Annotated in this window: 24 protein-coding genes; 19 read left to right on the forward strand and 5 right to left on the reverse strand. The window is 57.7% G+C overall.

What is annotated here, in order from left to right:
* The first annotated feature begins 226 nt into the window (after positions 1 to 226).
* Positions 227 to 1,171 (forward strand): 23S rRNA pseudouridine(955/2504/2580) synthase RluC, encoded by a 945-nt coding sequence (gene rluC, locus ACSMDR_RS00895; protein ID WP_436466705.1) that lies wholly within the window; start codon positions 227 to 229, stop codon positions 1,169 to 1,171.
* Complete coding sequence (locus tag ACSMDR_RS00900) at positions 1,168 to 1,815, forward strand: HAD family hydrolase (RefSeq protein WP_436468162.1); 648 nt, start codon at positions 1,168 to 1,170, stop codon at positions 1,813 to 1,815. The genes rluC and ACSMDR_RS00900 overlap by 4 nt, the downstream gene beginning before the upstream one ends.
* Before the next feature lie 205 nt (positions 1,816 to 2,020).
* On the opposite strand, the gene ACSMDR_RS00905 is transcribed toward ACSMDR_RS00900, so the two are convergent.
* Complete coding sequence (locus ACSMDR_RS00905) at positions 2,021 to 2,602, reverse strand: Maf family protein (protein ID WP_436466706.1); 582 nt, start codon at positions 2,600 to 2,602, stop codon at positions 2,021 to 2,023.
* A 118-nt stretch (positions 2,603 to 2,720) separates the two neighbouring features.
* Between ACSMDR_RS00905 and yceD the strand changes: the two genes are divergently transcribed.
* The 15 genes from yceD to ACSMDR_RS00980 all read left to right on the forward strand — a co-directional run bounded on the left by yceD (position 2,721) and on the right by ACSMDR_RS00980 (position 15,052).
* The gene (gene yceD / locus ACSMDR_RS00910; protein ID WP_005908715.1) at positions 2,721 to 3,242 is read left to right on the forward strand and encodes a 23S rRNA accumulation protein YceD; all 522 of its coding nucleotides are present in this window, start codon (positions 2,721 to 2,723) and stop codon (positions 3,240 to 3,242) included.
* A 19-nt stretch (positions 3,243 to 3,261) separates the two neighbouring features.
* Positions 3,262 to 3,429: a 50S ribosomal protein L32 gene (gene rpmF, locus ACSMDR_RS00915; protein WP_005908717.1), complete on the forward strand. Its 168-nt coding sequence runs from the start codon at positions 3,262 to 3,264 to the stop codon at positions 3,427 to 3,429.
* Between the two features lie 9 nt (positions 3,430 to 3,438).
* Entirely contained in the window at positions 3,439 to 4,458 is a 1,020-nt protein-coding gene (gene plsX / locus ACSMDR_RS00920; protein WP_436466707.1) for a phosphate acyltransferase PlsX, read from the forward strand.
* 7 nt (positions 4,459 to 4,465) lie between these two features.
* Positions 4,466 to 5,425, forward strand: a complete 960-nt coding sequence (locus tag ACSMDR_RS00925) for a beta-ketoacyl-ACP synthase III (RefSeq protein WP_005908721.1) — start codon at positions 4,466 to 4,468, stop codon at positions 5,423 to 5,425.
* 80 nt (positions 5,426 to 5,505) lie between these two features.
* A complete protein-coding gene (gene fabD, locus ACSMDR_RS00930) occupies positions 5,506 to 6,441 on the forward strand; it encodes an ACP S-malonyltransferase (RefSeq protein WP_436468163.1) in 936 nt (311 codons plus the stop codon).
* Positions 6,442 to 6,454: 13 nt separating this feature from the next.
* Positions 6,455 to 7,189, forward strand: coding sequence for a 3-oxoacyl-ACP reductase FabG (gene fabG, locus ACSMDR_RS00935; RefSeq protein ID WP_436466708.1), 735 nt, complete (start codon positions 6,455 to 6,457; stop codon positions 7,187 to 7,189).
* Between the two features lie 157 nt (positions 7,190 to 7,346).
* Positions 7,347 to 7,583 (forward strand): acyl carrier protein, encoded by a 237-nt coding sequence (gene acpP / locus ACSMDR_RS00940; RefSeq protein WP_042042492.1) that lies wholly within the window; start codon positions 7,347 to 7,349, stop codon positions 7,581 to 7,583.
* A gap of 79 nt (positions 7,584 to 7,662) precedes the next feature.
* On the forward strand, positions 7,663 to 8,904 hold the full coding sequence (gene fabF / locus ACSMDR_RS00945) for a beta-ketoacyl-ACP synthase II (RefSeq protein ID WP_436466709.1): 1,242 nt from the start codon (positions 7,663 to 7,665) through the stop codon (positions 8,902 to 8,904).
* Positions 8,905 to 8,976: 72 nt separating this feature from the next.
* Positions 8,977 to 9,783 carry an aminodeoxychorismate lyase gene (pabC, locus tag ACSMDR_RS00950; RefSeq protein ID WP_436466710.1) on the forward strand — a complete coding sequence of 269 codons (807 nt, stop codon included), beginning with the start codon at positions 8,977 to 8,979 and terminating at the stop codon, positions 9,781 to 9,783.
* Positions 9,773 to 10,774 carry an endolytic transglycosylase MltG gene (gene mltG, locus ACSMDR_RS00955; RefSeq protein ID WP_436466712.1) on the forward strand — a complete coding sequence of 334 codons (1,002 nt, stop codon included), beginning with the start codon at positions 9,773 to 9,775 and terminating at the stop codon, positions 10,772 to 10,774. Before pabC ends, mltG begins: the two co-directional genes overlap by 11 nt.
* Positions 10,774 to 11,400 carry a dTMP kinase gene (gene tmk / locus ACSMDR_RS00960; protein ID WP_436466713.1) on the forward strand — a complete coding sequence of 209 codons (627 nt, stop codon included), beginning with the start codon at positions 10,774 to 10,776 and terminating at the stop codon, positions 11,398 to 11,400. The genes mltG and tmk overlap by 1 nt, the downstream gene beginning before the upstream one ends.
* Positions 11,385 to 12,332: a DNA polymerase III subunit delta' gene (gene holB / locus ACSMDR_RS00965; protein WP_436466714.1), complete on the forward strand. Its 948-nt coding sequence runs from the start codon at positions 11,385 to 11,387 to the stop codon at positions 12,330 to 12,332. The genes tmk and holB overlap by 16 nt, the downstream gene beginning before the upstream one ends.
* Before the next feature lie 16 nt (positions 12,333 to 12,348).
* Positions 12,349 to 13,128, forward strand: coding sequence for a TatD family hydrolase (locus ACSMDR_RS00970; protein ID WP_436466715.1), 780 nt, complete (start codon positions 12,349 to 12,351; stop codon positions 13,126 to 13,128).
* A gap of 417 nt (positions 13,129 to 13,545) precedes the next feature.
* Positions 13,546 to 14,487, forward strand: a complete 942-nt coding sequence (locus ACSMDR_RS00975) for a tyrosine-type recombinase/integrase (RefSeq protein ID WP_436468164.1) — start codon at positions 13,546 to 13,548, stop codon at positions 14,485 to 14,487.
* 292 nt (positions 14,488 to 14,779) lie between these two features.
* Entirely contained in the window at positions 14,780 to 15,052 is a 273-nt protein-coding gene (locus ACSMDR_RS00980) for a RepB family protein (protein WP_436468165.1), read from the forward strand.
* A gap of 183 nt (positions 15,053 to 15,235) precedes the next feature.
* Here the strand turns inward: ACSMDR_RS00980 and rsmF are convergent, their stop codons facing one another.
* The 4 genes from rsmF to ACSMDR_RS01000 all read right to left on the reverse strand — a co-directional run bounded on the left by rsmF (position 15,236) and on the right by ACSMDR_RS01000 (position 20,734).
* Complete coding sequence (gene rsmF / locus ACSMDR_RS00985; RefSeq protein WP_436466716.1) at positions 15,236 to 16,672, reverse strand: 16S rRNA (cytosine(1407)-C(5))-methyltransferase RsmF; 1,437 nt, start codon at positions 16,670 to 16,672, stop codon at positions 15,236 to 15,238.
* A gap of 167 nt (positions 16,673 to 16,839) precedes the next feature.
* Entirely contained in the window at positions 16,840 to 19,392 is a 2,553-nt protein-coding gene (locus tag ACSMDR_RS00990; RefSeq protein ID WP_436466717.1) for a PqiB family protein, read from the reverse strand.
* Positions 19,393 to 19,444: 52 nt separating this feature from the next.
* Complete coding sequence (locus tag ACSMDR_RS00995) at positions 19,445 to 20,047, reverse strand: paraquat-inducible protein A (protein WP_436466718.1); 603 nt, start codon at positions 20,045 to 20,047, stop codon at positions 19,445 to 19,447.
* 48 nt (positions 20,048 to 20,095) lie between these two features.
* On the reverse strand, positions 20,096 to 20,734 hold the full coding sequence (locus ACSMDR_RS01000) for a paraquat-inducible protein A (protein ID WP_005907333.1): 639 nt from the start codon (positions 20,732 to 20,734) through the stop codon (positions 20,096 to 20,098).
* 148 nt (positions 20,735 to 20,882) lie between these two features.
* On the opposite strand from ACSMDR_RS01000, the gene prpB reads away from it, so the two are divergent.
* Positions 20,883 to 21,770, forward strand: a complete 888-nt coding sequence (gene prpB / locus ACSMDR_RS01005) for a methylisocitrate lyase (RefSeq protein ID WP_436466719.1) — start codon at positions 20,883 to 20,885, stop codon at positions 21,768 to 21,770.
* A gap of 10 nt (positions 21,771 to 21,780) precedes the next feature.
* Complete coding sequence (gene prpC, locus ACSMDR_RS01010) at positions 21,781 to 22,929, forward strand: bifunctional 2-methylcitrate synthase/citrate synthase (protein ID WP_436466720.1); 1,149 nt, start codon at positions 21,781 to 21,783, stop codon at positions 22,927 to 22,929.
* Positions 22,930 to 22,976: the final 47 nt, after the last annotated feature.

Consider the following 22,976-nt stretch of genomic DNA (forward strand, 5'->3'; position numbering starts at 1 on the left):
TTTGTTTGCGTTCTCCATACGCTGTACCTCGCACCCGGGGACCGTCATGTTCTTGTAGACACGGTGTTTCGGGATTGGGTGGCATAATTTTTGGCCACTTAGTACAAGGCTTGAACACAATGACAAAACCTTGTTTATTATCCCATTTAAACCACTTTTATAGCAAGGTGCCATTTTTCAACAAAGCATGCAGCCAAGGGGCCCGCGGGGTGTTAAAATCCGCGCCATGACACAGATACAACAGCAAGTGCAGCTGCTCACCATCGAAGCTGAGCATGAAGGGCAGCGCATCGACAATTTTCTCAAGACTCAGTTAAAGGGCGTCCCCAAGAGCCTGATCTATCGCATCCTTCGCAAAGGGGAGGTGCGCGTCAACAAAAAGCGCATCAAACCTGAATACAAACTCATCTGCGGTGACGAGGTGCGGGTACCTCCCGTACGCGTTGCCGAGAAGAACGAACTGCCCTCGGCCAACCTTGGCAGCATCCAGCGCCTGGAGAGCCAGATCCTGTTTGAAGATGACGCCATGATAGTGCTCAACAAGCCGTCCGGCATGGCTGTGCACGGCGGCAGTGGCTTGAGCTTTGGTGTTATTGAAGGGCTGAGGGCCCTGCGCCCGGAAGCCCGCTTCCTGGAGCTGGTACATCGCCTCGATCGCGACACTTCAGGCGTGCTGCTGGTTGCCAAGAAACGCAGCGCCCTGCGCAGCCTGCACGAGCAGCTGCGCATCAAGACCATGCGCAAGCAGTATCTGGCACTGGTGCGTGGCAAATGGCAGTCTCATGTCAAGGTGGTCAATGCGCCGCTGCGTAAAAACGACCTGCAATCTGGCGAACGGGTAGTGCGAGTCACGGCCGATGGCAAGCCATCGGAGACACGCTTTAGGATCGCGCGCCAATTTGCCGAGGCAACTCTGATCGAGTGCAGCCCGATCACCGGCCGAACTCACCAGATCCGGGTGCATACCCAGCATGCGGGCCACCCCATCGCGTGCGATGACAAATATGGTGAAGCGGCCTTTGACGAGAAAATGCGCAGCCAAGGGCTAAAACGTCTGTTCTTGCATGCCTGGAAGCTCACCTTTACCCATCCGGTCGATGGCCGTGAGGTATTGATCGAGGCGCCGCTGGCGCCTGAGCTCGACAGCTTCCTCAACAAGCTGGCACGCTGATGGCTATCCGGCTCGCAATCTTTGACTGGGATGGCACCCTGATGGACTCCATCGGGCGTATCGTCACCTGCGTCGAGCTGGCTGCCAGCGACTGCGGCCTGCCGATGCCGACGCAGCAGCAAACTCAGCAGATCATTGGCTTGAGTCTGGGCGTTGGGCTGGCGGGGCTGTTTGGGCTGGAGGAGGGGAGTGAATCCTGCGATCGCCTGGTTGATCGTTATCGGTACCATTACCTCCATGATAATACCCCCAGCCCCTTGTTTGATGGCGTCACCGAATTGCTCCATGACTGGCATGGGCGTGGCGTATTGCTGGCGGTGGCCACAGGCAAGTCACGGCGAGGTCTGGACAGAGTGCTGAACGAGACAGGATTGAGACCCTTGTTTGCTGCCAGTCGCGGCGCAGACGAGGCGAACTCCAAACCCGATCCCCTGATGCTCAGGCAGTTACTCGATGAGCTCAAGGTGCCCGTCAACGAGGCGGTGATGATAGGGGACTCGATCCACGATCTCGGCATGGCAAAGGCGCTTGGTATGGCGAGTATCGCAGTGACCTGGGGTGTCCATGACAAGGCACGTCTGGCCGAGTTCGAGCCAGTACTGATGGCCGACACCATGGCGCAGCTGCGCGGGGCCTTCGATTAGGTTTATCCCGTGATGTTTCACGCAAGGGTGATGCGTCTGTAATAACACCTGACAAGAGAGCGCTTTGGCGCTCTTTTGTCATTTACACCGCCTTGTCTCTGCTGATAACGCAGTTTGGGTCAATGTCGGTCGACATGATCAAGGTTGGGATGTCTCGGTGATCAAGCAACTGAAAATACCTGATCAGGGCTGCCGTGATGATGGATCAGGGAACAGGGTGACCATGGCAGGCCAGCATCTCAACCAGACCGATCAACGGCAAGCCGATCAGCGAATTGGGATCGCGTCCCTCTAACGCTTTGAACAGCACTATGCCGAGCCCTTCACACTTGAAGCTTCCGGCGCAATCCAGTGGCTGTTCAGCCTCGACGTAACGGCGGATTGCCGCCTCATCGAGAGAGCGAAAATGCACGGTGAAGGGTTCAACTAGGCTGTGGCACTGGCCGGTGGCCGCATCGACTACCGCCAGGCCCGTATAGAAGGTCACGCTTTGACCCTGGGCTGCCAGCAGTTGCGCCACGGCACGCTCGACTGTGCCGGGCTTACCGAGGATCTCATTCTGGCAGACGCACACTTGATCCGACCCTATGATCAGACCCTGATCATGTTGATTGGCAACTGCCCAGGCCTTAGCGATGGCCAGGCGCAGCACCAGTTGCCTGGCCGATTCCCCGGGGAGAGGAGTCTCATCGACCTCGGGGGCCTGGCAGTCGAAAGGGAGGCCTAGCTTGGCGAGCAGAGCCTGCCGATAGCGAGAAGTAGAGGCGAGTATCAGCTTTTGTGTCATAATCCGCAGCCGGTGGGGATGAGTTCTGCCATGTTAAGGACTTCTGTCGTTAAAATCATCGGTGGTAAGGACTTTTTCCTTTGACTATCCCTTGTTGGACCTATAATATTCGCGCCCTATGCAAAAGGTGAAGTTGCCCGTTAAGGTTGATCCAGTCCGTAATGCCTTGAAGCTACTCGACTATGTCGGAATAGTGGAAAAGTCGCAGATGCCCAGATTGGAAGCATCAACCGCAGGCTTGCGAAGTGATGTGAATGTAACACTGCACTTTGGCAAAGATGTCCAGAAGTTGACCGTTATGGAAGGCACTGCCCATGCCGAGGTTGACCTGGTTTGCCAGCGTTGTGGAGATACATTTCAACACCTTTGTGAAGCTGAATTTATCTACACTCCGCTGTTTGAAAAAACAAACGAGGAAGAACTGCCGGAAGCTTATGAGCCCATTGAGTTGGACGAAAACGGCGAGATAGATCTTCATAAAATCCTTGAGGATGAACTTATCCTCTCGTTGCCTCAGGTCGCCATGCATCCGATGGATGCTTGTCCCAGAGGGAACATGGACATGACATGGGGTGATATCGAACCTGCTGATGAGCGGCCAAATCCCTTTGCAGTTCTTGAAGAGCTTAAACGTAAGTGAATCTAGGAGTTAGCCTACCATGGCCGTACAACAGAACCGTAAAACCCGTTCCCGTCGTGGCATGCGTCGTTCCCACGATGCATTGACCAGCGCAGCACTGACTGTTGATCAGACCAGTGGTGAAATTCATCGTCGTCACCACGTGACTGCCGATGGTTTCTACCGCGGTAAAAAGGTAATCGCTTAAGGATTGCCTTTGTCTACGCTCAATGTCGCGCTAGACATAATGGGGGGAGATTTTGGCCCCTCTGAAACAGTGCCTGCCGCCGTGCAGGCACTGTCTCTTCTGCCACAGCTCAATCTGATCCTGGTTGGCAATCAGACCTGCGTTACTCCGCTCCTACGCCAACATAGCCTGCTTAATCATCCTCGCGCTCGTTTCGTGCATGCCTCCCAAGTCGTTGGGATGGGCGATAAACCGATCGTGGCGTTGCGTACCCTCAAAGATTCTTCCATGCGGGTCGTGCTGGATCTGGTCAAGAGTGGCGCCGCCGATGCCTGCGTCAGTGCCGGTAATACCGGCGCCCTCATGGCCATGGCCAAGTGTGTGCTCAAATCCCTACCCGGGGTGGATAGACCGGCACTGATCAAGGCGTTGCCAACCGTGGCGGGCAAGCGCACCGTCATGCTGGATCTGGGAGCCAATGTGAGCTGCGATGCAGATACCTTGCTGCAGTTTGCGGTCATGGGGTCCGTGGTGGCTGAATTGGTGGAGGGCATAGCGACGCCTCGTGTCGCGCTGCTCAACGTGGGGGAGGAGGAGATCAAAGGTAACGATCTGGTTCGTCACAGTGCCGAATTGCTGCGTCAGTGTCCGGCCATCAACTTTACCGGCTTTATCGAGGGCGACTGCCTGTTCACCGGCCAGGCGGACGTCATCGTCTGCGATGGTTTCGTGGGCAATGTAGCGCTCAAGACGGCGGAGGGGGTGGTACGCATGATGGGGCAATTGGCCGGGTATCCACGTAAAAAGCGCTCTTTTCTTGGCTTGATAGCTGGCTTTATGCTCAAACGGCGTTTTTCTTACCTGAACCCCGACCAGTATAACGGCGCAAGTCTGTTAGGATTGCGCGGCATTGTGGTAAAAAGTCATGGGCGGGCCGAACGTCGCGCCCTCTGTACTGCGATCCTGCTGGCCGCACAAGAGGCCAAGCATCAACTTCCATTGCAAATAGCAGATCGCCTTGAATCTGTCTTTTCCGACAGGGATCTATAAGAACTCTATGCATAGCAAAATTCTGGGTACTGGCAGCTATCTGCCAAGTTCAGTGCGTACCAACGCCGATCTTGAGCAGATGGTTGAGACCAGTGATGAGTGGATCGTGGCACGCACTGGCATCCATGAGCGTCGTATCGCGGGTGAAGGCGAAACGGTCGCGACCCTCTCACATCAAGCTGCGCTGCGCGCACTGGAAGCCGCAGGCATTCAGGCCGCGGATCTGGACATGATAGTGCTGGCCACCACCAGTGCCGAAAACGCCTTCCCGGCCGCCGCCTGCGAGCTGCAAAATCTGTTGGACGTCCCGGGGATCCCGGCGTTTGACATCGCCGCCGCCTGCGCAGGCTTTACCTATGCCCTGGCGGTCGCCGATCAGTTCATCAAGTCAGGGGCGGCTCGTCATGTGCTGGTTGTGGGCGCCGATGTGCTGTCGCGCATGTGCGATCCGCAAGATCGCGGCACCATCATCCTCTTTGGGGATGGGGCAGGGGCCGTGGTGGTCGGAGCGAGCGAGTCTCCTGGCATTCTCTCCACCCATCTTCATGCCGATGGCCGTTACGGCGATCTGCTCAAGCTGCCGCACCCCCGCCGTGGCCTGACGGGCGCAGAGCTCGAAGCCTACATGTACATGAAGGGCAATGATGTCTTCAAGGTGGCCGTCACTCGCCTGAGCGAGATCGTGACCGAGACCTTGGCGGCCAACGACATTGAGCCCAGCAAGCTGGACTGGCTGGTGCCTCATCAAGCCAACTTCCGTATCATCAGCGCTACCGCCAAGAAGCTTGGCATGGGGCTGGACAAAGTCATACTGACCCTGGATCGCCACGGTAATACCTCGGCCGCTTCCGTGCCTATCGCCTTCGATGAAGGGGTGAGAGATGGCCGCATTCAGCGTGGTCAGCTGGTACTGCTCGAAGCCTTTGGTGGCGGTTTTGCCTGGGGTTCGGCGCTGGTCCGTTTCTAATTTTCTTGCAAGAGCAGGGCGCGATACCGGCTTATGAACGGATCGCGCCCGATTGATGTTTTCGCGTTAAGGAATTCATGATGACCCAATTTGCCATCGCTTTCCCGGGACAAGGCTCCCAGACCGTCGGCATGCTGGCCGAGCTGGCCGAGCAACATGCCGTCATTAAAGAGACCTTCGCCGAGGCGAGTCAGGTACTCGGTTATGACTTGCTCGAGCTGGTTCTGCAGGGACCGGTCGAAGAGCTGGGCAAAACCTGGAAGACACAGCCCGCTCTGTTGACGGCGTCAGTTGCGCTGTGGCGTCTGTGGCTGCAACAGGGTGGGGCGACCCCCTCCGTCATGGCCGGTCACAGCCTGGGGGAGTATTCCGCCCTGGTGTGCAGCGGAGCCTTGGGTTTCAAGGATGCGGTCAAGCTGGTTGAACTGCGCGGCCTGGCCATGCAGGAGGCCGTGCCGGAAGGTACGGGCGCCATGGCGGCCATCATAGGTCTGGATAACGAGGCCATTGCCGCCAACTGCGAACTGGCCGCTCAAGGCCAGGTGGTCTCACCGGTCAACTTCAACTCCCCGGGCCAGGTCGTGATCGCCGGTCACAAAGAGGCGGTTGAACGCGCCAATATTCTGATGAAAGAGTCCGGTGCCAAGCGAGCACTGCCGCTGCCCGTTTCTGTACCTTCACACTGCGCCTTGATGAAACCGGCTGCCGAGAAGCTGGCCACTGCGCTGGATGGGATCGAGATCAAGGTTCCAAGTATCGCCGTCATTAATAATGTCGACGTTACCTGTGAACAGGATCCGGCGGCCATCAAGCAGGCGCTGGTGCGTCAGCTGTTCAGCCCGGTACGTTGGAGCGAGACAGTAGAGCGGATGGCCAACGATGGTGTCACCCTCGAGATCGAAATGGGTCCGGGCAAAGTGCTGACCGGCCTCGCCAAGCGTATCGACAAGCGCGTAGAAGGCATTCATGCCAATGATGCTGCCTCATTCGAGCAGGCGCTGGCCCAGTCCAAGTAAACAGGAGTAGAGCATGAGTTTTACCGATAAGGTTGTGTTGGTGACAGGTGCCAGTCGTGGCATTGGCCGTGCCATTGCTGAAACATTCGTGGCCCGTGGCGCTAAAGTGGTAGGGACTGCGACCAGCGAGCGTGGTGCCGAGGCCATCAGTGGCTATCTGGGTGAGCATGGCTGCGGTCTGGCGCTGGATGTGACCAGCCCCGAATCCATCGAGGCCGTCTTTGCCGCCATCAAGGCGCGTTTTGGCGACATCGACATCCTGATCAACAATGCCGGTATCACCCGTGATAATCTGCTGATGCGAATGAAGGATGATGAGTGGAACGAGATCATCGACACCAACCTCACTTCCCTCTATCGTCTGAGCAAGCCGGTGCTGCGGGCCATGATGAAGAAACGCCATGGTCGTATCATCAGTATCGGCTCAGTCGTAGGCACTATGGGTAACGCAGGTCAGGTCAACTATGCCGCCGCCAAGGCGGGTCTGGTTGGTTTTACCAAGGCCCTTGCCCGTGAAGTGGGCTCCCGTGGCATCACGGTGAATGCCGTGGCTCCGGGATTTATCGAGACCGATATGACCCGAGCCCTCAATGAAGAACAGCGCGCCGGTATCATGAGCCAGGTGCCTGCCGCCCGTTTGGGCGATCCGAAAGAAATTGCCGCCGCTGTGGTATTCTTGGCATCTGATGACGCCGCTTATATCACTGGCGAAACCCTGCATGTTAATGGCGGGATGTACATGGTGTAATCAATTTGTCGTCAGTTCTGCTCAAATTTGCGATAATACGCCGAAGTTTGGCACTTTTCGTGGTTTGACCAGCAGCAAGCTACTTGCAAACTAACGTCAATTGCATAAACTACCCCAACCAGACGCAATAGCGTATTTTTAAAGGAAAATTCAGGTCATGAGCAACATCGAAGAACGCGTAAAGAAAATCATCATCGAACAACTGGGTGTTAAAGAAGACGACGTCAAGAACGCTGCCTCTTTCGTCGACGACCTGGGCGCAGACTCTTTGGATACCGTTGAACTGGTAATGGCGCTGGAAGAAGAATTCGATACCGAAATCCCGGATGAAGAAGCCGAGAAGATCACCACTGTTCAAGCGGCTATCGATTACATCACCGCTAATCAGGAATAAGTTCCTGAACTAAAAGAAGCGGCCCAAGGGCCGCTTCTTTTATATCTACCCTCCTAAAAACACCTCGGAGACTACCTCAGTGTCTAAACGCAGAGTCGTGGTGACCGGCTTGGGGATGCTTTCCCCGGTGGGTAACACCGCCGAATCCAGCTGGCAAGCCCTGCTTCAAGGGCAGAGTGGCATCACTCACATCGATCACTTCGATGCTACCGATTATGCCACCCGTTTCGCAGGTCTCGTCAAAGAGTTCGACCCGGAACAGTACGGCATCAATCGCAAAGAAGCGCGCAAGATGGATCTCTTTATCCAGTATGGTGTCGCAGCCGGCATGCAGGCGCTGGACGATGCGGGTCTCGAGATCAATGAGCAGAATGCCGAGCGCATTGGCGTGGCCATTGGGTCTGGCATCGGTGGCCTGGGTCTTATCGAACAGAACCACAACAGCCTGATTGCTGGCGGCCCACGCAAGTTGAGCCCCTTCTTCGTGCCTTCCACCATCATCAATATGGTGTCCGGTCATCTTTCTATCATGCGCGGGCTGCGTGGCCCCAATATCGCCATTACCACCGCCTGCACCACGGGCACCCATGCCATTGGTTTTGGTGGCCGGATGATTGCTTACGGCGATGCGGATGTCATGGTCGTGGGCGGTACCGAGAAAGCCTCTACTCCGATGGGAATGGGTGGCTTTGCGGCGGCCAAGGCGCTCTCCAATCGCAATGACGAACCCCAGAAGGCGAGCCGCCCCTGGGACAAGGATCGCGATGGTTTCGTGCTGGGTGATGGCGCTGGAGTACTGGTGCTGGAAGAGTACGAGCACGCCCTGGCGCGTGGTGCCAAAATCTATGCCGAGCTGGCTGGGTTTGGCATGAGTGGTGATGCTTACCACATGACGGCTCCTCCTGCCGATGGCAACGGTGGCGCTCGCGCCATGACCAACGCCATCAAGGATGCCGGCATAGCCCCCGAGGCGATCGGTTACATCAATGCGCACGGAACCTCCACCCCGCTGGGTGATGTGGCCGAGCTGCGCGGCATGAAGCAGGTGTTTGGTGAGCATGCCAAATCCCTGATGATCAGCTCAACCAAATCGATGACGGGTCATCTGCTGGGTGCGGCTGGTGCCATCGAAGCCATCATTACCGTGCTGGCGCTGCGTGACCAGATTGCGCCACCCACCATCAACCTGGATAACCCGGATGATGAGTGCGATCTGGATCTGGTTCCCCACGTGGCCAAGCCAGGCCAGTTCGAGTACGCCTTGTCCAACTCCTTTGGATTTGGCGGCACTAATGGCTCCCTGATCTTCAAACGCGTATAATTCGCGCCAGGGCAATGTTCAATAGGCCCGATACGATCTCGTATCGGGCCTTTTTTATCGGAGGGATCCCGCTTGCTCATCAATGGAGTGTCAGAGAGTGCTATATCCGCCCTGGATCGGGGGCTGGCCTACGGCGATGGTCATTTCACCACCCTGCTGGTGCGAGAGGGCAAGGCGCTGGCTTGGCCGCAACACCTGGCCCGGTTGCAGCAAGGTTGTGAGCGGCTAGCCATCGCTGCCCCGGATTGGCGCCATGTTGCGGCAGAACTCGACATCCTGATTGCCGATCAAGCCCTTGGGGTCGCCAAGATAGTGCTGACTCGGGGTGTAGGTGGGCGGGGCTACGATGGCACAGCCTGTCATCAGACCAACCGAATTATCTCGCTGTCCCCCTATCCTGGCCACTATGTTGGCTGGCAACAGCAAGGTATCGCCATCGGCGTCTGCCAGCAGCGGATCGGTGACAGCCCCATGTTGGCAGGGCTCAAGACCCTTAACCGTCTGGAACAAGTTTTGCTCAAGGGCGAACTTGCCCAGCAAGGCGCGGTCGAAGGAATAGTATTGAATTGCCGGGGATTTCTGGTTGAGGGGGTCAGTGCAAATCTGTTCTGGCGCCGTGACATGACGGTGTTCACGCCCGATCTCAGCCATGGGGGTGTCGATGGCATCATGCGTCGCCAGGTGATGGCGACCCTGCGCAAGATGGGCATTGAGCTGCGCATCGTCGAAGCACCACTGGAATCCCTCTGGCAGGCAGAAGAGGTCTGGCTGACCAACACCCTGATGGGCGTGGTACCCATCACCCAAATTGAACACAAAGAGTACAGCGCACAGCTGTTGGTGCGCCGTTTACAGGAGCGTTTGCTAATTGAAGTTTAAGCGGCTTTACACCCTGATCGCAGGAGCAGCGTTGACCGCCGCATGTGCTGGCGGTTATGTCTATTACAAATGGCAGCAGGTGGAGACCCTGACTAACAAGGGGCCAACCCGGCTGTATACCGTCGAGAAAGGTTCCCATGCTGCCGGTCTCATCACCGAGCTGGCCGAGGGGGAGGTCACTCCCTGGGCATTGCGGCTCTGGCTGCGTGGTCACCCTGAGCTGGTTGCCATCAAGTCCGGTACTTATGAGATCAAGGAAGGGGAGTCCCTCAAGGAGACCCTCTCCCTCTTCGCCTCGGGCAAGGAGTTTCACTTAAGCCTGACTTTCGTCGAAGGATCCCGCTTTCAGGATTGGCAGAAGCAACTCGCCAGCGCTCTTTATCTGGAGCGGGTTACCCTGGAGCAGGATGAAACCGAGCTTGCCCATGAACTCGGCATCGAGAATGGCAAGCTGGAGGGGTGGTTCCTGCCGGAAACCTATGCCTATACGGTTCATGCCAGCGATCTCTCGGTGCTGCGCCGCGCGCACCAGGACATGGAAGCTGTCTTGCAAGCTGCCTGGGAGAAGCGCCAGCCGGACTTGCCTTACAAGACGCCTTACGAGGCCTTGATCATGGCTTCCATCATCGAAAAAGAGACCGGGGTACCGGAGGAGCGGGCCGAGATAGCCGGCGTCTTTGTCAACCGGCTGCGTCTAGGCATGAAATTGCAGACGGATCCGACCGTGATTTACGGGGTCAAGGATCGCTATGATGGCAACATTCGCCGCAGCGATCTCACCGACATAAATCCCTACAACACCTATGTCATCGACGGTCTGCCACCGACTCCCATCGCCATGCCGGGCAAGGCCTCCATCGAGGCGGCCCTCAATCCCAAGACGAGCGACTTTCTCTATTTTGTTGCCAAGGGGGGCGGTGCCCACTATTTCTCCAAGACCCTCGAAGAGCACAACCGAGCGGTTCGCCAATACATTTTGAAGAAATCCTGATGTCCAAATTTATCGTGATCGAAGGTCTGGAAGGGGCGGGTAAAAGCTCCGCCGTCCAATATGTGACCGACTACCTCAAGACCCACGGAGTAGGGCATATCGAATGTACCCGGGAACCTGGCGGCACGCCGCTGGCCGAGCGGATGCGGGCCATCGTCAAGGAAGTCCATGACGAGCGACTCACCATAGAAGCCGAGCTGCTGCTCATGTATGCCTCACGGGTGCAACTGGTCGAGACTCGCATCAAACCGGCCCTGGCCGCAGGGATCTGGGTGGTGGGAGACAGACACGATCTCTCATCCCAGGCATATCAAGGGGGAGGGCGCGGCATAGCGGCCTCCCTCATCAAAGCCATCAAGCAGGCCGTGCTTGGGGACTTCAAACCCGATCTTACCCTTTACCTCGACATTGACCCGGCCTTGGGGCTGCAGCGGGCCCGCCATCGCGGCGAGCTGGATCGCATCGAGCTTGAGCAGATCGGTTTCTTTGAACGAACCCGGACTCGTTATCTCGAGCTGGCTGCAGAAGATCCCAGCATACTGGTGATTGATGCAAGCCAGAGCCCGGACAAGGTGAAGGTCGCCATTGGTGCGGCCCTGGATAGCCACTTATGTATCCCTGGCTGATCCCCGATTGGCAGGCCCTGAGCCAGAGTGCCCAGGCCGGGCGACTCGGCCACGCCTGGTTGCTGCAAGGAGAAGCGGGTCTTGGCAAGGAGCAGCTGGCCGAGCGTCTGGCACGCCTGCATTTGTGTCATCAGCCCCAGAGAGGCGAGCCCTGTGGCCATTGCCATGCCTGCCAGCTGATTGACAAGGGCAATCACCCGGATTTGGGCGTGTTGCCAACCGATACCAAGACCATTGGAGTGGATGTGATACGGGAGTTGACCGCGCGCTTGCAACGCTCGGCCCAGCTCGGCCATGGCAAGGTGGTGATCATTCCCGATGCCGAACGGATGACGGAAGCGGCGGCCAACGCCTTGCTAAAAACCCTTGAAGAGCCAGCCGGCGACAGTTTGCTGCTGTTGATTGCCTCGCAGATCTCCCGCCTGTTGCCGACCATTCGCAGCCGTTGCCACAAGCATGTCTGCCACATCCCCTCGGAAGCCGATACCCTCAGTTGGCTGGCCGAGCAAGGCCATCAGGGGACCTTGGCCCAAGTGCGGATCTGCCAGGGCGCCCCGTTGCGGGTACTCAATTACCTGGAGCAGGATCAGGATAAGGCACGTCATGAGTTGCTCGGCGGTTTCGTGCAACTGGCACAGACACCGACCAGAATAAGCGGGCTCTGCACCCAGCTGAGCCAAGATACCCACGTCAGGTTGCACTGGCTGCAGCTTTTGCTTTGTGATGCGCTCAAGACCCAGGGGGGCTGTGGCCATCAACAATTGGCGATGCCGGATCTGGCTGCTTTCAGCCACGAGCTGGCCGAGCGACACTCCTGCGAACAACTGCTCGATGCCGAGCAGCGACTGGTTAGCCTCAAGGCTGCCTGCCAGCCTGGCCAGCTCTCCAACCCAACCATTCATTTGATGAACTGGCTCAGCCACTGGCTGTGAACAGAGGAAAGTACTGATGTTACTCGTAGATTCCCATTGCCACCTCGATCGGTTGAGCTATGGCAGCAAGCAGACAGACTTGGCCGATGTGCTGGCCAAGGCGGCGGCGCGCCAGGTGGGATATTTTTTATGTGTGAGCGTGACCCAACAGCAGTTTCCGGACATGTTGCTGGCGATTGCTCCCCATTCCCAGGTATTTGCCTCTTGCGGCGTGCATCCCCTCAATCAGGATCCTGGTGTCGATGCCCCCTTGCTGCTTGAGCAGGCCAGGGATCCCCGGGTGGTCGCTATCGGCGAGACCGGTTTGGATTACTTTTACAGTCCTGAGAACAAAGAGGTACAGCAGGCCTCCTTCCGGGAGCATATCCGGGTAGCGCTAGCCCTTAATAAACCGCTGATCATCCATACCCGGGATGCCCAGGAAGATACACTGCGCATCATGGCCGAAGAGGGCGCCGAACAGGTGGGCGGCGTGCTGCACTGCTTTACCGAATCCCTCGACATGGCTAAGGCCGCCATGGCCATGGGCTTTTACATTTCCATCTCCGGCATAGTGACCTTCAAGAGTGCGACCGCCCTGCAAGAGGTGGTCAAGGCATTGCCTCTCGAGCGGTTGCTGGTTGAAACCGACGCCCCCTATCTGGCTCCCGTACCATACAGGGGGAGAGAGAATGAACCCGCCTTCGTGGTCGAGGTCGCGCAGTTCATTGCCGACCTGCGCCAGATCTCCCTGGCGACGCTTGCTGAGGCAACCAGTCGCAACTTTTTCACGCTGTTTCCCTTGGCCAAACCCTGAGACAAATGAGCCCCATAACCTGGGGCTCTAGCTTTAAATCAGCAGGGACAATCACCTCGTTCAACTCAAACGAGGCAGTCGTTATCTCTCACTGGTTGTTGCAGTGCCTTGCCATCATTATCCTGAATCTCTTCAACCCAAGCTCCTATTACTTAACTCTTAACTATTGAAAACCTTGATGGGAAGATAAGGAGTGCTTTCGAGGTGACTCGGGATTTGCATCATTTTCCAAGCTGCTATAAGTATCGATAATATTCATTATCGATACTTGATGATGCTGACGGATCCTGTAAGATCCCTGAAACTCCATATAAAATCATACGGTTAACAGTGACTTCCCCTTTAGTTCCCGCCATCCAGTCACAAGGGCTGCAAACCGTCTTCGACTCTCGGCTCAACAGCCGGGCCAGGCGCTTCCTGCGTAGCGCCAAGGCAGAGACCACCCTCAATGCCTATCAGGCTGACACCCGGATCTTCGTACACTGGTGCCAGCTGCAAGGTTTGGATCCCCTGACGACAACCCATCTGGACATCATGAATTTCCTGGCCGATCAGGCCGATGGCATATTGGCGCACTGGGTCTGGCTCGATCAAAAACGGGGCAGGGGAGAGTTGCGCAATGGCGAACCCAGAAAACCGGCTACTTTGGTACGCCGATTGGCTGGCATACGCTACGCCTTTCGCCAGAAGGGGATTGATCCCATGCCGACCGAGCACACTGAAATCAAGGAGATGATGCGCGGCATAGTTCGTCTCGGTGATACCCGCAAACGCAAGACGGGGGCCTTGACCTTGCAACCCCTGGTGCAAGTACTCGATGCCATCGATACAGATACCCTGGCCGGCTTGCGGGATCACACCCTGTTGCTGTTGATGTTCAGTGGGGCTCTGCGCCGCTCGGAAGCGGCCAGGATCGATGTGGAAGATCTCGATTTCATCGGCCAAGGGGTGAGGCTACGGCTCAAACCCAGCAAACATCAGCTCCATGAAACGGAGATTGCCCTGATCCCGGGCCAGCATCATTGCCCCGTCGGTGCCTTGCGCCACTGGTTGGTGATGAGTGGCATCCAGCAAGGGCCGCTCTTTAGGCGCATGACGCGCTGGGGGCAACTCACTCAGGAATCGCTTGGACCACAAGGTATCAATCTGATGATCAAGCGCCGCACCGGTATGGCCATCGATGATCTCTATGTCAGTGGCCACAGTCTGAGACGGGGCTTCATCACGTCTGCGGTCACGGCAGGCAAACCCATGAACAAGATCATCGAGGTAACCAGGCACAAGGACATGCGTACCCTGCAAGAGTACTTCGATGATGCCAACAAGTTTTCAGACCATGCCCTGCAAGGGCTGCTCTGATCGCAGATGCCATACTGCGTCAGGGATTTTATTATGTTAAATATGTTGTAGCTGCAAGCGACTGGAGTCCAAGTCTGGCGGGGAGCTCCAAGCCACATCTCTCATTTCCCCAACATACTTTTTTCTGATGCCTATAGCCGTTACTATTTAAACCCCATGCAGAGACATGGATGATCCCCAGTTGACTACACCTCATCAACTGGCGCCAGTTCAAGACGATGACTGGTACTAGTCAAACAGTGAGAGATAACATTTCTTTTTTTGGAGTTTCAACCTACCGATGATCACACCGATGAATCGCCAGGAGCAGCATGTAGCGCCCATGGATAATGCCCAGCGTCAGCGCCAACATGTGAAACGAAAGCAAGAGACCCATAGCCGGTTGCAATGCTGGATCAGTCAGCGTCATGCTCATCGCTTGGCCGAACTCGGTGTACTCCTCGAAGACAACCAAGCCTCACTGATAGAGCAGGCGATCGATCTGCTCTATCAGCATGAGTCCGCCCCAAAGTCGGTTGGGATGATAGCTCTCCCTCTGATCGAAAGTGAAACCGAATCAGCGTGAAGAGAGCTTGGGAAAAATACGGGGAGCGGAATAAAAAGAGCCAGGTACGAATTCCTTGTACCTGGCATAGGGGAATTGGCTCTTTGCAGAGCCGTGCGCTAACTGGTCACAGATAAAATAAAGCGTAGCCAAGGGCGATGGCTTTGCAAGATCTGGAAAAATTTTCAACCAGTGTGTGGGTTTTTAAGACTCAAACAGGTTAGCATCACGAACCAAGTCCCGGGGCAGGGCATTCTTGATGCGGCTACCGACCCACTTGCCCAAGCCGAGGGCATAGCCCTGATACCTCAGGATCACCTCACCCTGGCCACTCTCGCCTTGTGGATGCAGATCCCGGCCCATCATAAACTCCCGCGCCTGTTCACTGTCGAGTTCGACCCAGCCCTTGCTGGCCAGATGTCCCTGGGCCAGGGCCCATTCGTGAGTCAGCCTGTATCCCTTCTTATGAGTCTGTGCCAGCTTGAGACCAATGCGATCCAGTCTGATCTTGTTCATCAGCCGGGGGGCGAAGGGCAGGGGGAACAGCCATATCTCGTCATCGCGAACGAACAGACTCCCTTGCGGGACAAGACCATAATCGCGGTCCAGTTCGGCGATCAACACCTCCGCATCCCGACTGTCCATGGGTGTGAACGGGAACTTGCCCAGGCGGCCTGGCTTGAACATGGGATTGGCAACCGAGTGATGCTTGCGCAATCTTGCAACGAAAAATCCTTCACTATCATATATTTGTGGCCAGACATGTAGATAGCCCTCGGCAGTGGTGGCTTGCTCTGCACCAGGAAAAAGATCCGCCAGCGATTCAAAACTCAGGGCATTGCCAAAGCGCTCACTCATGAACCGACAGATATTCTGGTTCTCTTCATGGCTAAGGGTGCAGGTGGAGTAGACGATGACACCACCTGGTTTGAGGGCATGGAAGGCGCTCTCGAGCAGAGTCCGCTGTACCTCGGCTATCTCGTTGATGCTGGCCAGACTCCAGTTGCGAAACGCCTGATCGTCCTTGCGCACAGTCCCTTCACCCGAGCAGGGAGCATCGAGCAAGATGGCGTCGAAGGTCTCCGGCAACCATTGACCGAAAACCTTGGCATCGAAGTGGCTAAGCCCTATGTTGCTCACCCCGCAGCGCTGAACATTGGCGGCCAGCACCTTGACCCGGCTGCTGGAAAACTCATTGGCCACCAACATGCCCCGGTTCTCCATCAGCGCCGATATCTGGGTGCTCTTGGAGCCGGGGGCCGCCGCTGCGTCGAGCAGCAACTCCGCCTCCTTCACACCGGCCGCCGCAAAGAGTGCCGTTACCGGCAACATGGAGCTCGCCTCCTGAATGTAGAAGAGTCCGAGCAAGTGTTCGGCCGTGTTGCCCAGGGGCACCTGGTCTTCATCGGGGCGGGTCAGCCAGAAGCCTGTCTCGCACCAGGGCACGGGATCCAGCTGCCAGCCACGGCCTTGCATGCGGGTAAGGAAGGCATCTACCGTGATCTTGAGGGTATTGACCCGAATGCTGCGCCGCAGTGGTCGGCGGCAGCTCGCCACGAACTCATCCATAGAGAGATGTTCGGGCATGATGGCGGCAATATGAGTCAAAAACGCGTCAGGAAGTAGGGTATTGTCGTGCACTTGGCATCTCGCTGGCCCAAAAACAGGGGCGACATCATAGCACAAGTCGTGGCTGCAACCGAACGGCAGCGCCATGACGGCGATGCCATCACCTCGGCGATCAGAGCTACCCGCAGACCGCCAATAAAAAGCCCGGCACGGGGCCGGGCTTGACGCTTGATACCAGATCAGGGTACGAGGCGAGGACTCCAACCGAGCCACTCTTCATCGGCCTTTTCATAGAGAGGGAAGCTCTGGCCGCTGCGCACGCGAGCCCCAACGTTCTGTTCGGGGGTCGTGAAGGCAATACCGCCCGCCACCAGGCTCTGCAGGGTCTCGACCTGTATAGTGCCGCCGGTCAGCCCTATGTCTGCCTTGACCCCGGACACATTCCAGAAACGGCTGTTCTCCCGCACCAGATAGGCATACTCCTGTTCGACCTGCACCTTGACCCTGACCTCGCCACCATCGGGAGCCAAGGCGACTTGGCTTACGCTGCCGACCACCATCTTGCGAAACAGCAGCGGGCTGCCGACCGCCAAGCCGTTGAGGGCGGGGCTCTTGAGGGTCAGTATCAGACCGGATTGCAGTGACTCGCTCAAGGGGAAGCTATGCTTGCTCGCCCCCTGGCCCGGCGCCGCCTCGATAAAGGATCCCTTCACCAGAGTATCGAGATTAGCCACGCCACCAAAGCCCAACTTGGCCTGCACCAGGGTAAAGCTGGCCCCGGATTGCAGGAAACGCTCGGCATATTGCGCCTCGAGCTGAGCCTGGAAGATCACCTTTCCCAGGGCTGGGTCCAGTTTGACCGAGGCAATCTTGCCGATGTTGACCCCGCGATAACGGATAACGGAGCCAGCCCCGAGCCCGGGATTGCGATCTGCGATAAGGGCAAGGGGACGCACCAGCGCCTGGGCCTGCTCCCTGTCTTCAAACAGTTTGCCATTGCCATGACTGGTGGGGGAGTTGGCAAACTCGATGCCGCCACGCAGCAGGGTAGCCAAATTGCCCGCCTTGATGCGTACCCCGTCCAGACCGATATGAGTATCGATGGCCGCCTTCTTCCAGAACTGGGTCTGATTGCCGATGAGGGGGGCATAGATGGCATCTATCTCAAGGCCGATCCGCACCTCGCCCTGACCTACCCTGAGCTGGCTCACCTTGCCCGCTTGCAGCCCGAGATAGAGCACTGGTGTGCCAAGCGAGATGCCGTCGGCCTGGCTTGCCGTCAGCCACCAGGTCTTGGGCTTGGCCTTGGGCGAACCAAGCAGTGCCAGTTGTTCATCGGGATAGAGCAGGTCGATACGCGGCCCCTGACGGGCCTGTACCAGCTTGATACCGCCCGCGAGCCAGCTGGCAGCCGGGCTGGTTTCCACCTTGATGCCGCTGAGATCGGCCTGGATCTGCAAAGGGGCGGCGCGATAGAAACGGGCACGATTGAGCAGTCCCTTGTATTGATCTTCAATAGTCAGCTTGATCTGGGCATTACCGCTGGCATCCAGGGAAAGGGTGCGAATGCTGCCCACCGTCAGCCCCTTGTACCAGACGGGAGCCCCTTCGCTCAAACCGGACAGATCCTCGGTGTTGAGCGTCAGTGCCTGGCCGGTTGCTGCCTTTTCGGCGCTCAATAGCAAGGTTTTGGCTCTGACGCCAGGCACATAATCGAGACGGATGGCCGGTCCAGCCAGCAGGCGATCGCCATGTTTAAGCCCGGCCAGCGACAAGTTGACACTCTCCCATATCAGCCGGCTTGACTGAGTGATGCGAAACGCCTGCTCTGGGCTTATCAGGGCGCTGACCTCCCGCCCATGGTCGGTCAGGCGAATGGGATCGACTCGGCCTATTTCAATGCCTTCATAGAGGATGGGCATCCCCTCTTTGACCGGCAGATCGCCCACCTTCAAACTAATGCGCTCGCCCCGGGCCGCCTCGGCCAATCCCTTGTAGAGACTGAATGTCTGACCGCGCTCGGCCTGGGGGGAGTCCGGGGGAGAGTCAAAGGCGATGCCACCACTCAGGATGGAGGAGAGACTGCCCGTCTCGACACTGACGCCAGCCAGGCTGAAATTGCCCTTGATGCCGCTGATGTTCCAGAAACGGGTGTCGGCCTTGATCAGGTGCTCGAAGCGCGGCTCTATGACCACATCCAGGACAACCTGCTTGTCTCCCTCATCGAGGCGGGTATTGATGACGCTGCCCACTTCCAGACCGCGGAAATAGAGTTTGGCCCCAATACCGACCGAGCCGAGCGAGTCGGCGCTCAGATGCAGGGTCCGCCCCTGAGCCTGATAGCCCGGGGGAGGGCCGTCGAGGGCATCGAACTCGTCATCGGGAGGATTGCTCTCCTTGCCCGGCATGACATTGATGTAGTTGCCCGATACCAGGGTATCGAGTCCCGAGATCTCGGTCAGCGACGCCTTGGGGCTCACCAGCCAGAAGCCGGTGCCTTTGCGCATCAGTTCCCGTGCCCGGCTGTCGATTTTGGCAAGCACCGTTATCTTGCGGCCATCCTCGGCCAGGGCCAGCTCTTGCACCACGCCGATGGCCACCCCTTGGTAACGCAGCTGAGTCTTGCCCGGCAAGATACCGTTGCCCTGCTCAAAGTTGATGCGAACCAGCTGGCCGGTGCTCTGATACTGCTGATAGAGAAACCCCACCGCCAGCAAGAGCGCGATGCAGGGCAGCAACCAGACCGGCGATAGCCAGCGATGTTTCTTGATGACGGGTTCAGCCCCGATCATACCGACTCCTTATGGGCCGCGCGGGCGACCAGACAACGAAAAAGTGACCCATTTAGCGTGCCGCCTTGTCCCACAACAACCGGGTATCCAGCATGCGGGCCGACAACATGGTGAGCAAGACGACACAGGCAAAGGCGGTAGCCCCCGGGCCTGCCCGCACATTGAGCAGCACGCCGCGGTCAACCAGGGCAACCATGAGCGAGATGACAAACAGGTCCAACATGGACCAGCGACCAATGAAATCTATGATGCGATACATCACCAACTGACGACGGCGGCGCACCGGCTTCTTGCGTTGCAGTTGCCAGCAGATCCAGCCTAATCCCAGGATCTTCATGATGGGCACGACGATACTGGCGGTCAGCACTATGGTGGCAATGCCTGACATCTTACTGCGATAGAGGGCCATGATACCGCTAAAAATGGTATCCGATTGCAACAACCCTTTGTTGTAGAAGTGGGTAATGGGCAGGAGGTTGGCCGGCAACAGCATGAAGGTCGCCAGCGCCAGTAACCCCCATGACCAGAGCAGGGAATTCGGGGTGCGTACATGCAAGGTACTGTGACAGCGGGGGCAGATATGGCCCGCCTCGAAACGCACCAAGAGCCCACAGTGGTGGCAGCGGCACATGCCAAGTTCACGGGCGCTGGTCATCTCGCCTCCTTTGGCAGCGCAGTGCTTGGCATCAGTTCGCTCCCGGGTTCAAGGCTGCGCGTCATGCTTGACCTCAGTGCGGGGCTGATCCAGTGCCACTTTTTCCCAATAAGGGGCGGGATTGAACAAGATCAGCAGCGTCATGTTAAGCAGCATCAGGATAAACAGGCTCAGCAAGCCCCCGCCCAACCGGATATCCGCGATGTCGATAAGCTTGAACAGCGCAACCAGCAGGCTGACCAGATAGACCTCCAACATCGCCCAGTGGCGAAACACCTCCACCGCCTTGAGGATGGGGGAGATGAGGCCAAGCCGGGTCGCCAGGCCAGAGGCGAGGGCAAAGATGCCAACCAGCAGTCCCGTCGGCGCCAAGACTGCGCACCAGAATACCAGGAGTGCGACCAGGTATTCATTGGCTTGCCAGAGCATGTGGATACCGCGCAACAGGGTCGCCTGTGAGCTTTCACCAGCCAGTCGCAAGTAGAGCAGGGGTTCGAAAAATGCCGAGGGCAGCAGCAGCAAGCCGGTGATGGTGAGCGCCATCAACTGGGAAGGACGGAACGCATAGCGGCCATATAGATGCTGATGACAACGGGGACAGTGGGCGTGACGACGCAGAGGCAATAACTTACGTTCGATCAGCAAGTCACAGGCCGGACAGACGATCAGGTTATTGGGATCCGACATACGTTTTAACCTGTTGAAGGAGTTGGTGAAATTTACCCTAAAACCGAGGTTCTGTCTTGCCTGTCACAACAGTGCCACGAAAGTATAATTGACGTTAACGTAAAGGTAATGATTAGATAGTCTGACCCGACAAATGAAAGGAGTCATGATGTCCAGCCCCATCCCTTCGGCCGGTCGCCGCTTTCGCGACGCCCTCATTCAGGAAGCCCCCCTGCAGATAGTGGGGACCATCAATGCCTATATGGCGCTCATGGCAGAACGCAGTGGTTTTCGTGCCATCTACCTGTCAGGCGCCGGGGTGGCCAATGCCTCCTACGGCCTGCCGGATCTTGGCATGACCTCGATGAATGATGTGTTGATCGATGCCGAGCGCATCACGGCTGCCACGCAAGTACCGCTGCTGGTAGACATAGATACCGGCTGGGGCGGTGCGTTCAACATAGCCCGCACCGTGCGCGCCTTCGAGCGAGCCGGGGTCGCGGCCGTCCACATGGAGGATCAGGTTGCCCAGAAACGCTGTGGCCACCGACCCAACAAGGCGGTGGTAAGCCAGAGTGAGATGGTGGACAGGATCAAGGCTGCCGTTGATGCAAGGCTGGATGATGACTTCGTCATCATGGCCCGTACCGATGCCCTGGCCGTCGAGGGAATAGGACAAGCCCTGGAGCGGGTGGCTGCCTATGTGGCTGCTGGCGCCGACATGATCTTCGCCGAAGCGGTCACGGACTTAGGCCAATACGACCTGTTCGCCAAGGCGGCAGGCGTTCCCATTCTCGCCAACATGACCGAGTTTGGTAAAACCGAACTGTTTGACAAGCAGGCGCTGGCTGACCATGGGGTCGCCATGGTGCTCTATCCGCTTAGCGCCAGTCGCGCGGCCAATCAGGCGGCGCTCAATGTTTATCAGCAGCTGCGCACGGACGGTCACCAGCGCGCCGTCATTGACACAATGCAGACGAGGGAGGCGCTCTATGACTTCCTCGGTTACCACCATTACGAGCAGACCCTGGATCGTCTGTTCACATCCAAGGATTAGGAGGCCTGTCATGGGACAAGTAGCAAAAGATCGCGGGGAGAACAAACCCCTGGGCGGCGCTGGCCTGCGGGGTCAGAGCGCGGGGGAAACCAGCATCTGCACCGTCGGCAAGAGTGGCACCGGGCTCACCTACCGCGGTTATGACATTCAGGCGCTGGCCAGGGGGGCCGAGTTCGAGGAGGTGGCCCATCTGCTGCTCAAAGGCTCACTGCCCAATAGCGCCGAACTCGAGGCCTACAAGGCACAGCTGCGTGCCATGCGCACCTTGCCGCACGCCCTGCTTGAGGTGCTGGAGCTGATACCCGCCGATGCTCACCCCATGGATGTGCTGCGCACCGGCTGTTCCATGCTAGGCGATCTCGAGCCAGAAGATGGCTTCGAGCACGAGCACCACGTTGCCGATCGGCTGCTGGCCGCCTTTCCGGGAATATTGCTCTATTGGTACAAGTTCAGCCACGAGGGGCTGCGCATCGACACAGAGACCAAAGAGGCTTGCCTGGGCGGGCATTTCCTCGCCCTGTTGCATCAAGAGACGCCAAGCGAGCTGGCACGCCGGGTCATGCATGTCTCCCTCATTCTCTACGCCGAGCATGAGTTCAATGCCTCGACTTTCGCCGCCAGGGTCTGTGCCTCGACCCTGTCTGACATGTTCTCCTGTGTCACCGCCGCCATCGGCACCTTGCGCGGTCCGCTGCACGGGGGCGCCAACGAGGCCGCCATGGCCATGATTGACCCCTGGCAAGACGAGGCGCAGGCCCGTCAAGCGCTGCTGGCCAAACTGGCCGCCAAGGAGAAGATCATGGGCTTTGGCCACGCCGTCTATCGCACCTCGGATCCTCGCAACGTCATCATCAAGGAGTGGGCGGCCAAGCTGGCCGAGGAGGCGGGGGACGACCGGCTCTATCGCGTCTCCTGTGAAGTGGAGCGGATCATGTGGGATGAGAAGGCACTCTTTGCCAACGCCGATTTCTTCCACGCCAGCGCCTATCACGACCTGGGGATCCCGACCAAGCTGTTCACTCCCATCTTCGTCTGCTCCCGGGTCAGCGGTTGGTGTGCCCACATCATGGAGCAGCGTGAGCACAATCGCATCATACGCCCGAGTGCCGACTACATTGGTCCGGCCCCTCGGCACTTTGTCTCAATCCAGCAGCGATAAGCGCGCTGTGGCTGTCAACATAGACCACGGAGGCACCGCTATTCAGC

It is taken from the genome of Aeromonas molluscorum (assembly GCF_051376105.1).
GTDB classification, from domain to species: domain Bacteria; phylum Pseudomonadota; class Gammaproteobacteria; order Enterobacterales; family Aeromonadaceae; genus Aeromonas; species Aeromonas molluscorum.

What these genes read in the sequence shown, in the direction of transcription:
- rluC (WP_436466705.1), top strand. Translation starts at nt 227, where the DNA reads ATGACACAGATACAACAGCAAGTGCAGCTGCTCACCATCGAAGCTGAG.
- ACSMDR_RS00905 (WP_436466706.1), bottom strand. Translation starts at nt 2,602, where the DNA reads ATGACACAAAAGCTGATACTCGCCTCTACTTCTCGCTATCGGCAGGCT.
- yceD (WP_005908715.1), top strand. Translation starts at nt 2,721, where the DNA reads ATGCAAAAGGTGAAGTTGCCCGTTAAGGTTGATCCAGTCCGTAATGCC.
- rpmF (WP_005908717.1), top strand. Translation starts at nt 3,262, where the DNA reads ATGGCCGTACAACAGAACCGTAAAACCCGTTCCCGTCGTGGCATGCGT.
- ACSMDR_RS00925 (WP_005908721.1), top strand. Translation starts at nt 4,466, where the DNA reads ATGCATAGCAAAATTCTGGGTACTGGCAGCTATCTGCCAAGTTCAGTG.
- fabD (WP_436468163.1), top strand. Translation starts at nt 5,506, where the DNA reads ATGACCCAATTTGCCATCGCTTTCCCGGGACAAGGCTCCCAGACCGTC.
- fabG (WP_436466708.1), top strand. Translation starts at nt 6,455, where the DNA reads ATGAGTTTTACCGATAAGGTTGTGTTGGTGACAGGTGCCAGTCGTGGC.
- acpP (WP_042042492.1), top strand. Translation starts at nt 7,347, where the DNA reads ATGAGCAACATCGAAGAACGCGTAAAGAAAATCATCATCGAACAACTG.
- tmk (WP_436466713.1), top strand. Translation starts at nt 10,774, where the DNA reads ATGTCCAAATTTATCGTGATCGAAGGTCTGGAAGGGGCGGGTAAAAGC.
- holB (WP_436466714.1), top strand. Translation starts at nt 11,385, where the DNA reads ATGTATCCCTGGCTGATCCCCGATTGGCAGGCCCTGAGCCAGAGTGCC.
- ACSMDR_RS00970 (WP_436466715.1), top strand. Translation starts at nt 12,349, where the DNA reads ATGTTACTCGTAGATTCCCATTGCCACCTCGATCGGTTGAGCTATGGC.
- ACSMDR_RS00980 (WP_436468165.1), top strand. Translation starts at nt 14,780, where the DNA reads ATGAATCGCCAGGAGCAGCATGTAGCGCCCATGGATAATGCCCAGCGT.
- ACSMDR_RS00990 (WP_436466717.1), bottom strand. Translation starts at nt 19,392, where the DNA reads ATGATCGGGGCTGAACCCGTCATCAAGAAACATCGCTGGCTATCGCCG.
- ACSMDR_RS00995 (WP_436466718.1), bottom strand. Translation starts at nt 20,047, where the DNA reads ATGACCAGCGCCCGTGAACTTGGCATGTGCCGCTGCCACCACTGTGGG.
- ACSMDR_RS01000 (WP_005907333.1), bottom strand. Translation starts at nt 20,734, where the DNA reads ATGTCGGATCCCAATAACCTGATCGTCTGTCCGGCCTGTGACTTGCTG.
- prpB (WP_436466719.1), top strand. Translation starts at nt 20,883, where the DNA reads ATGTCCAGCCCCATCCCTTCGGCCGGTCGCCGCTTTCGCGACGCCCTC.
- prpC (WP_436466720.1), top strand. Translation starts at nt 21,781, where the DNA reads ATGGGACAAGTAGCAAAAGATCGCGGGGAGAACAAACCCCTGGGCGGC.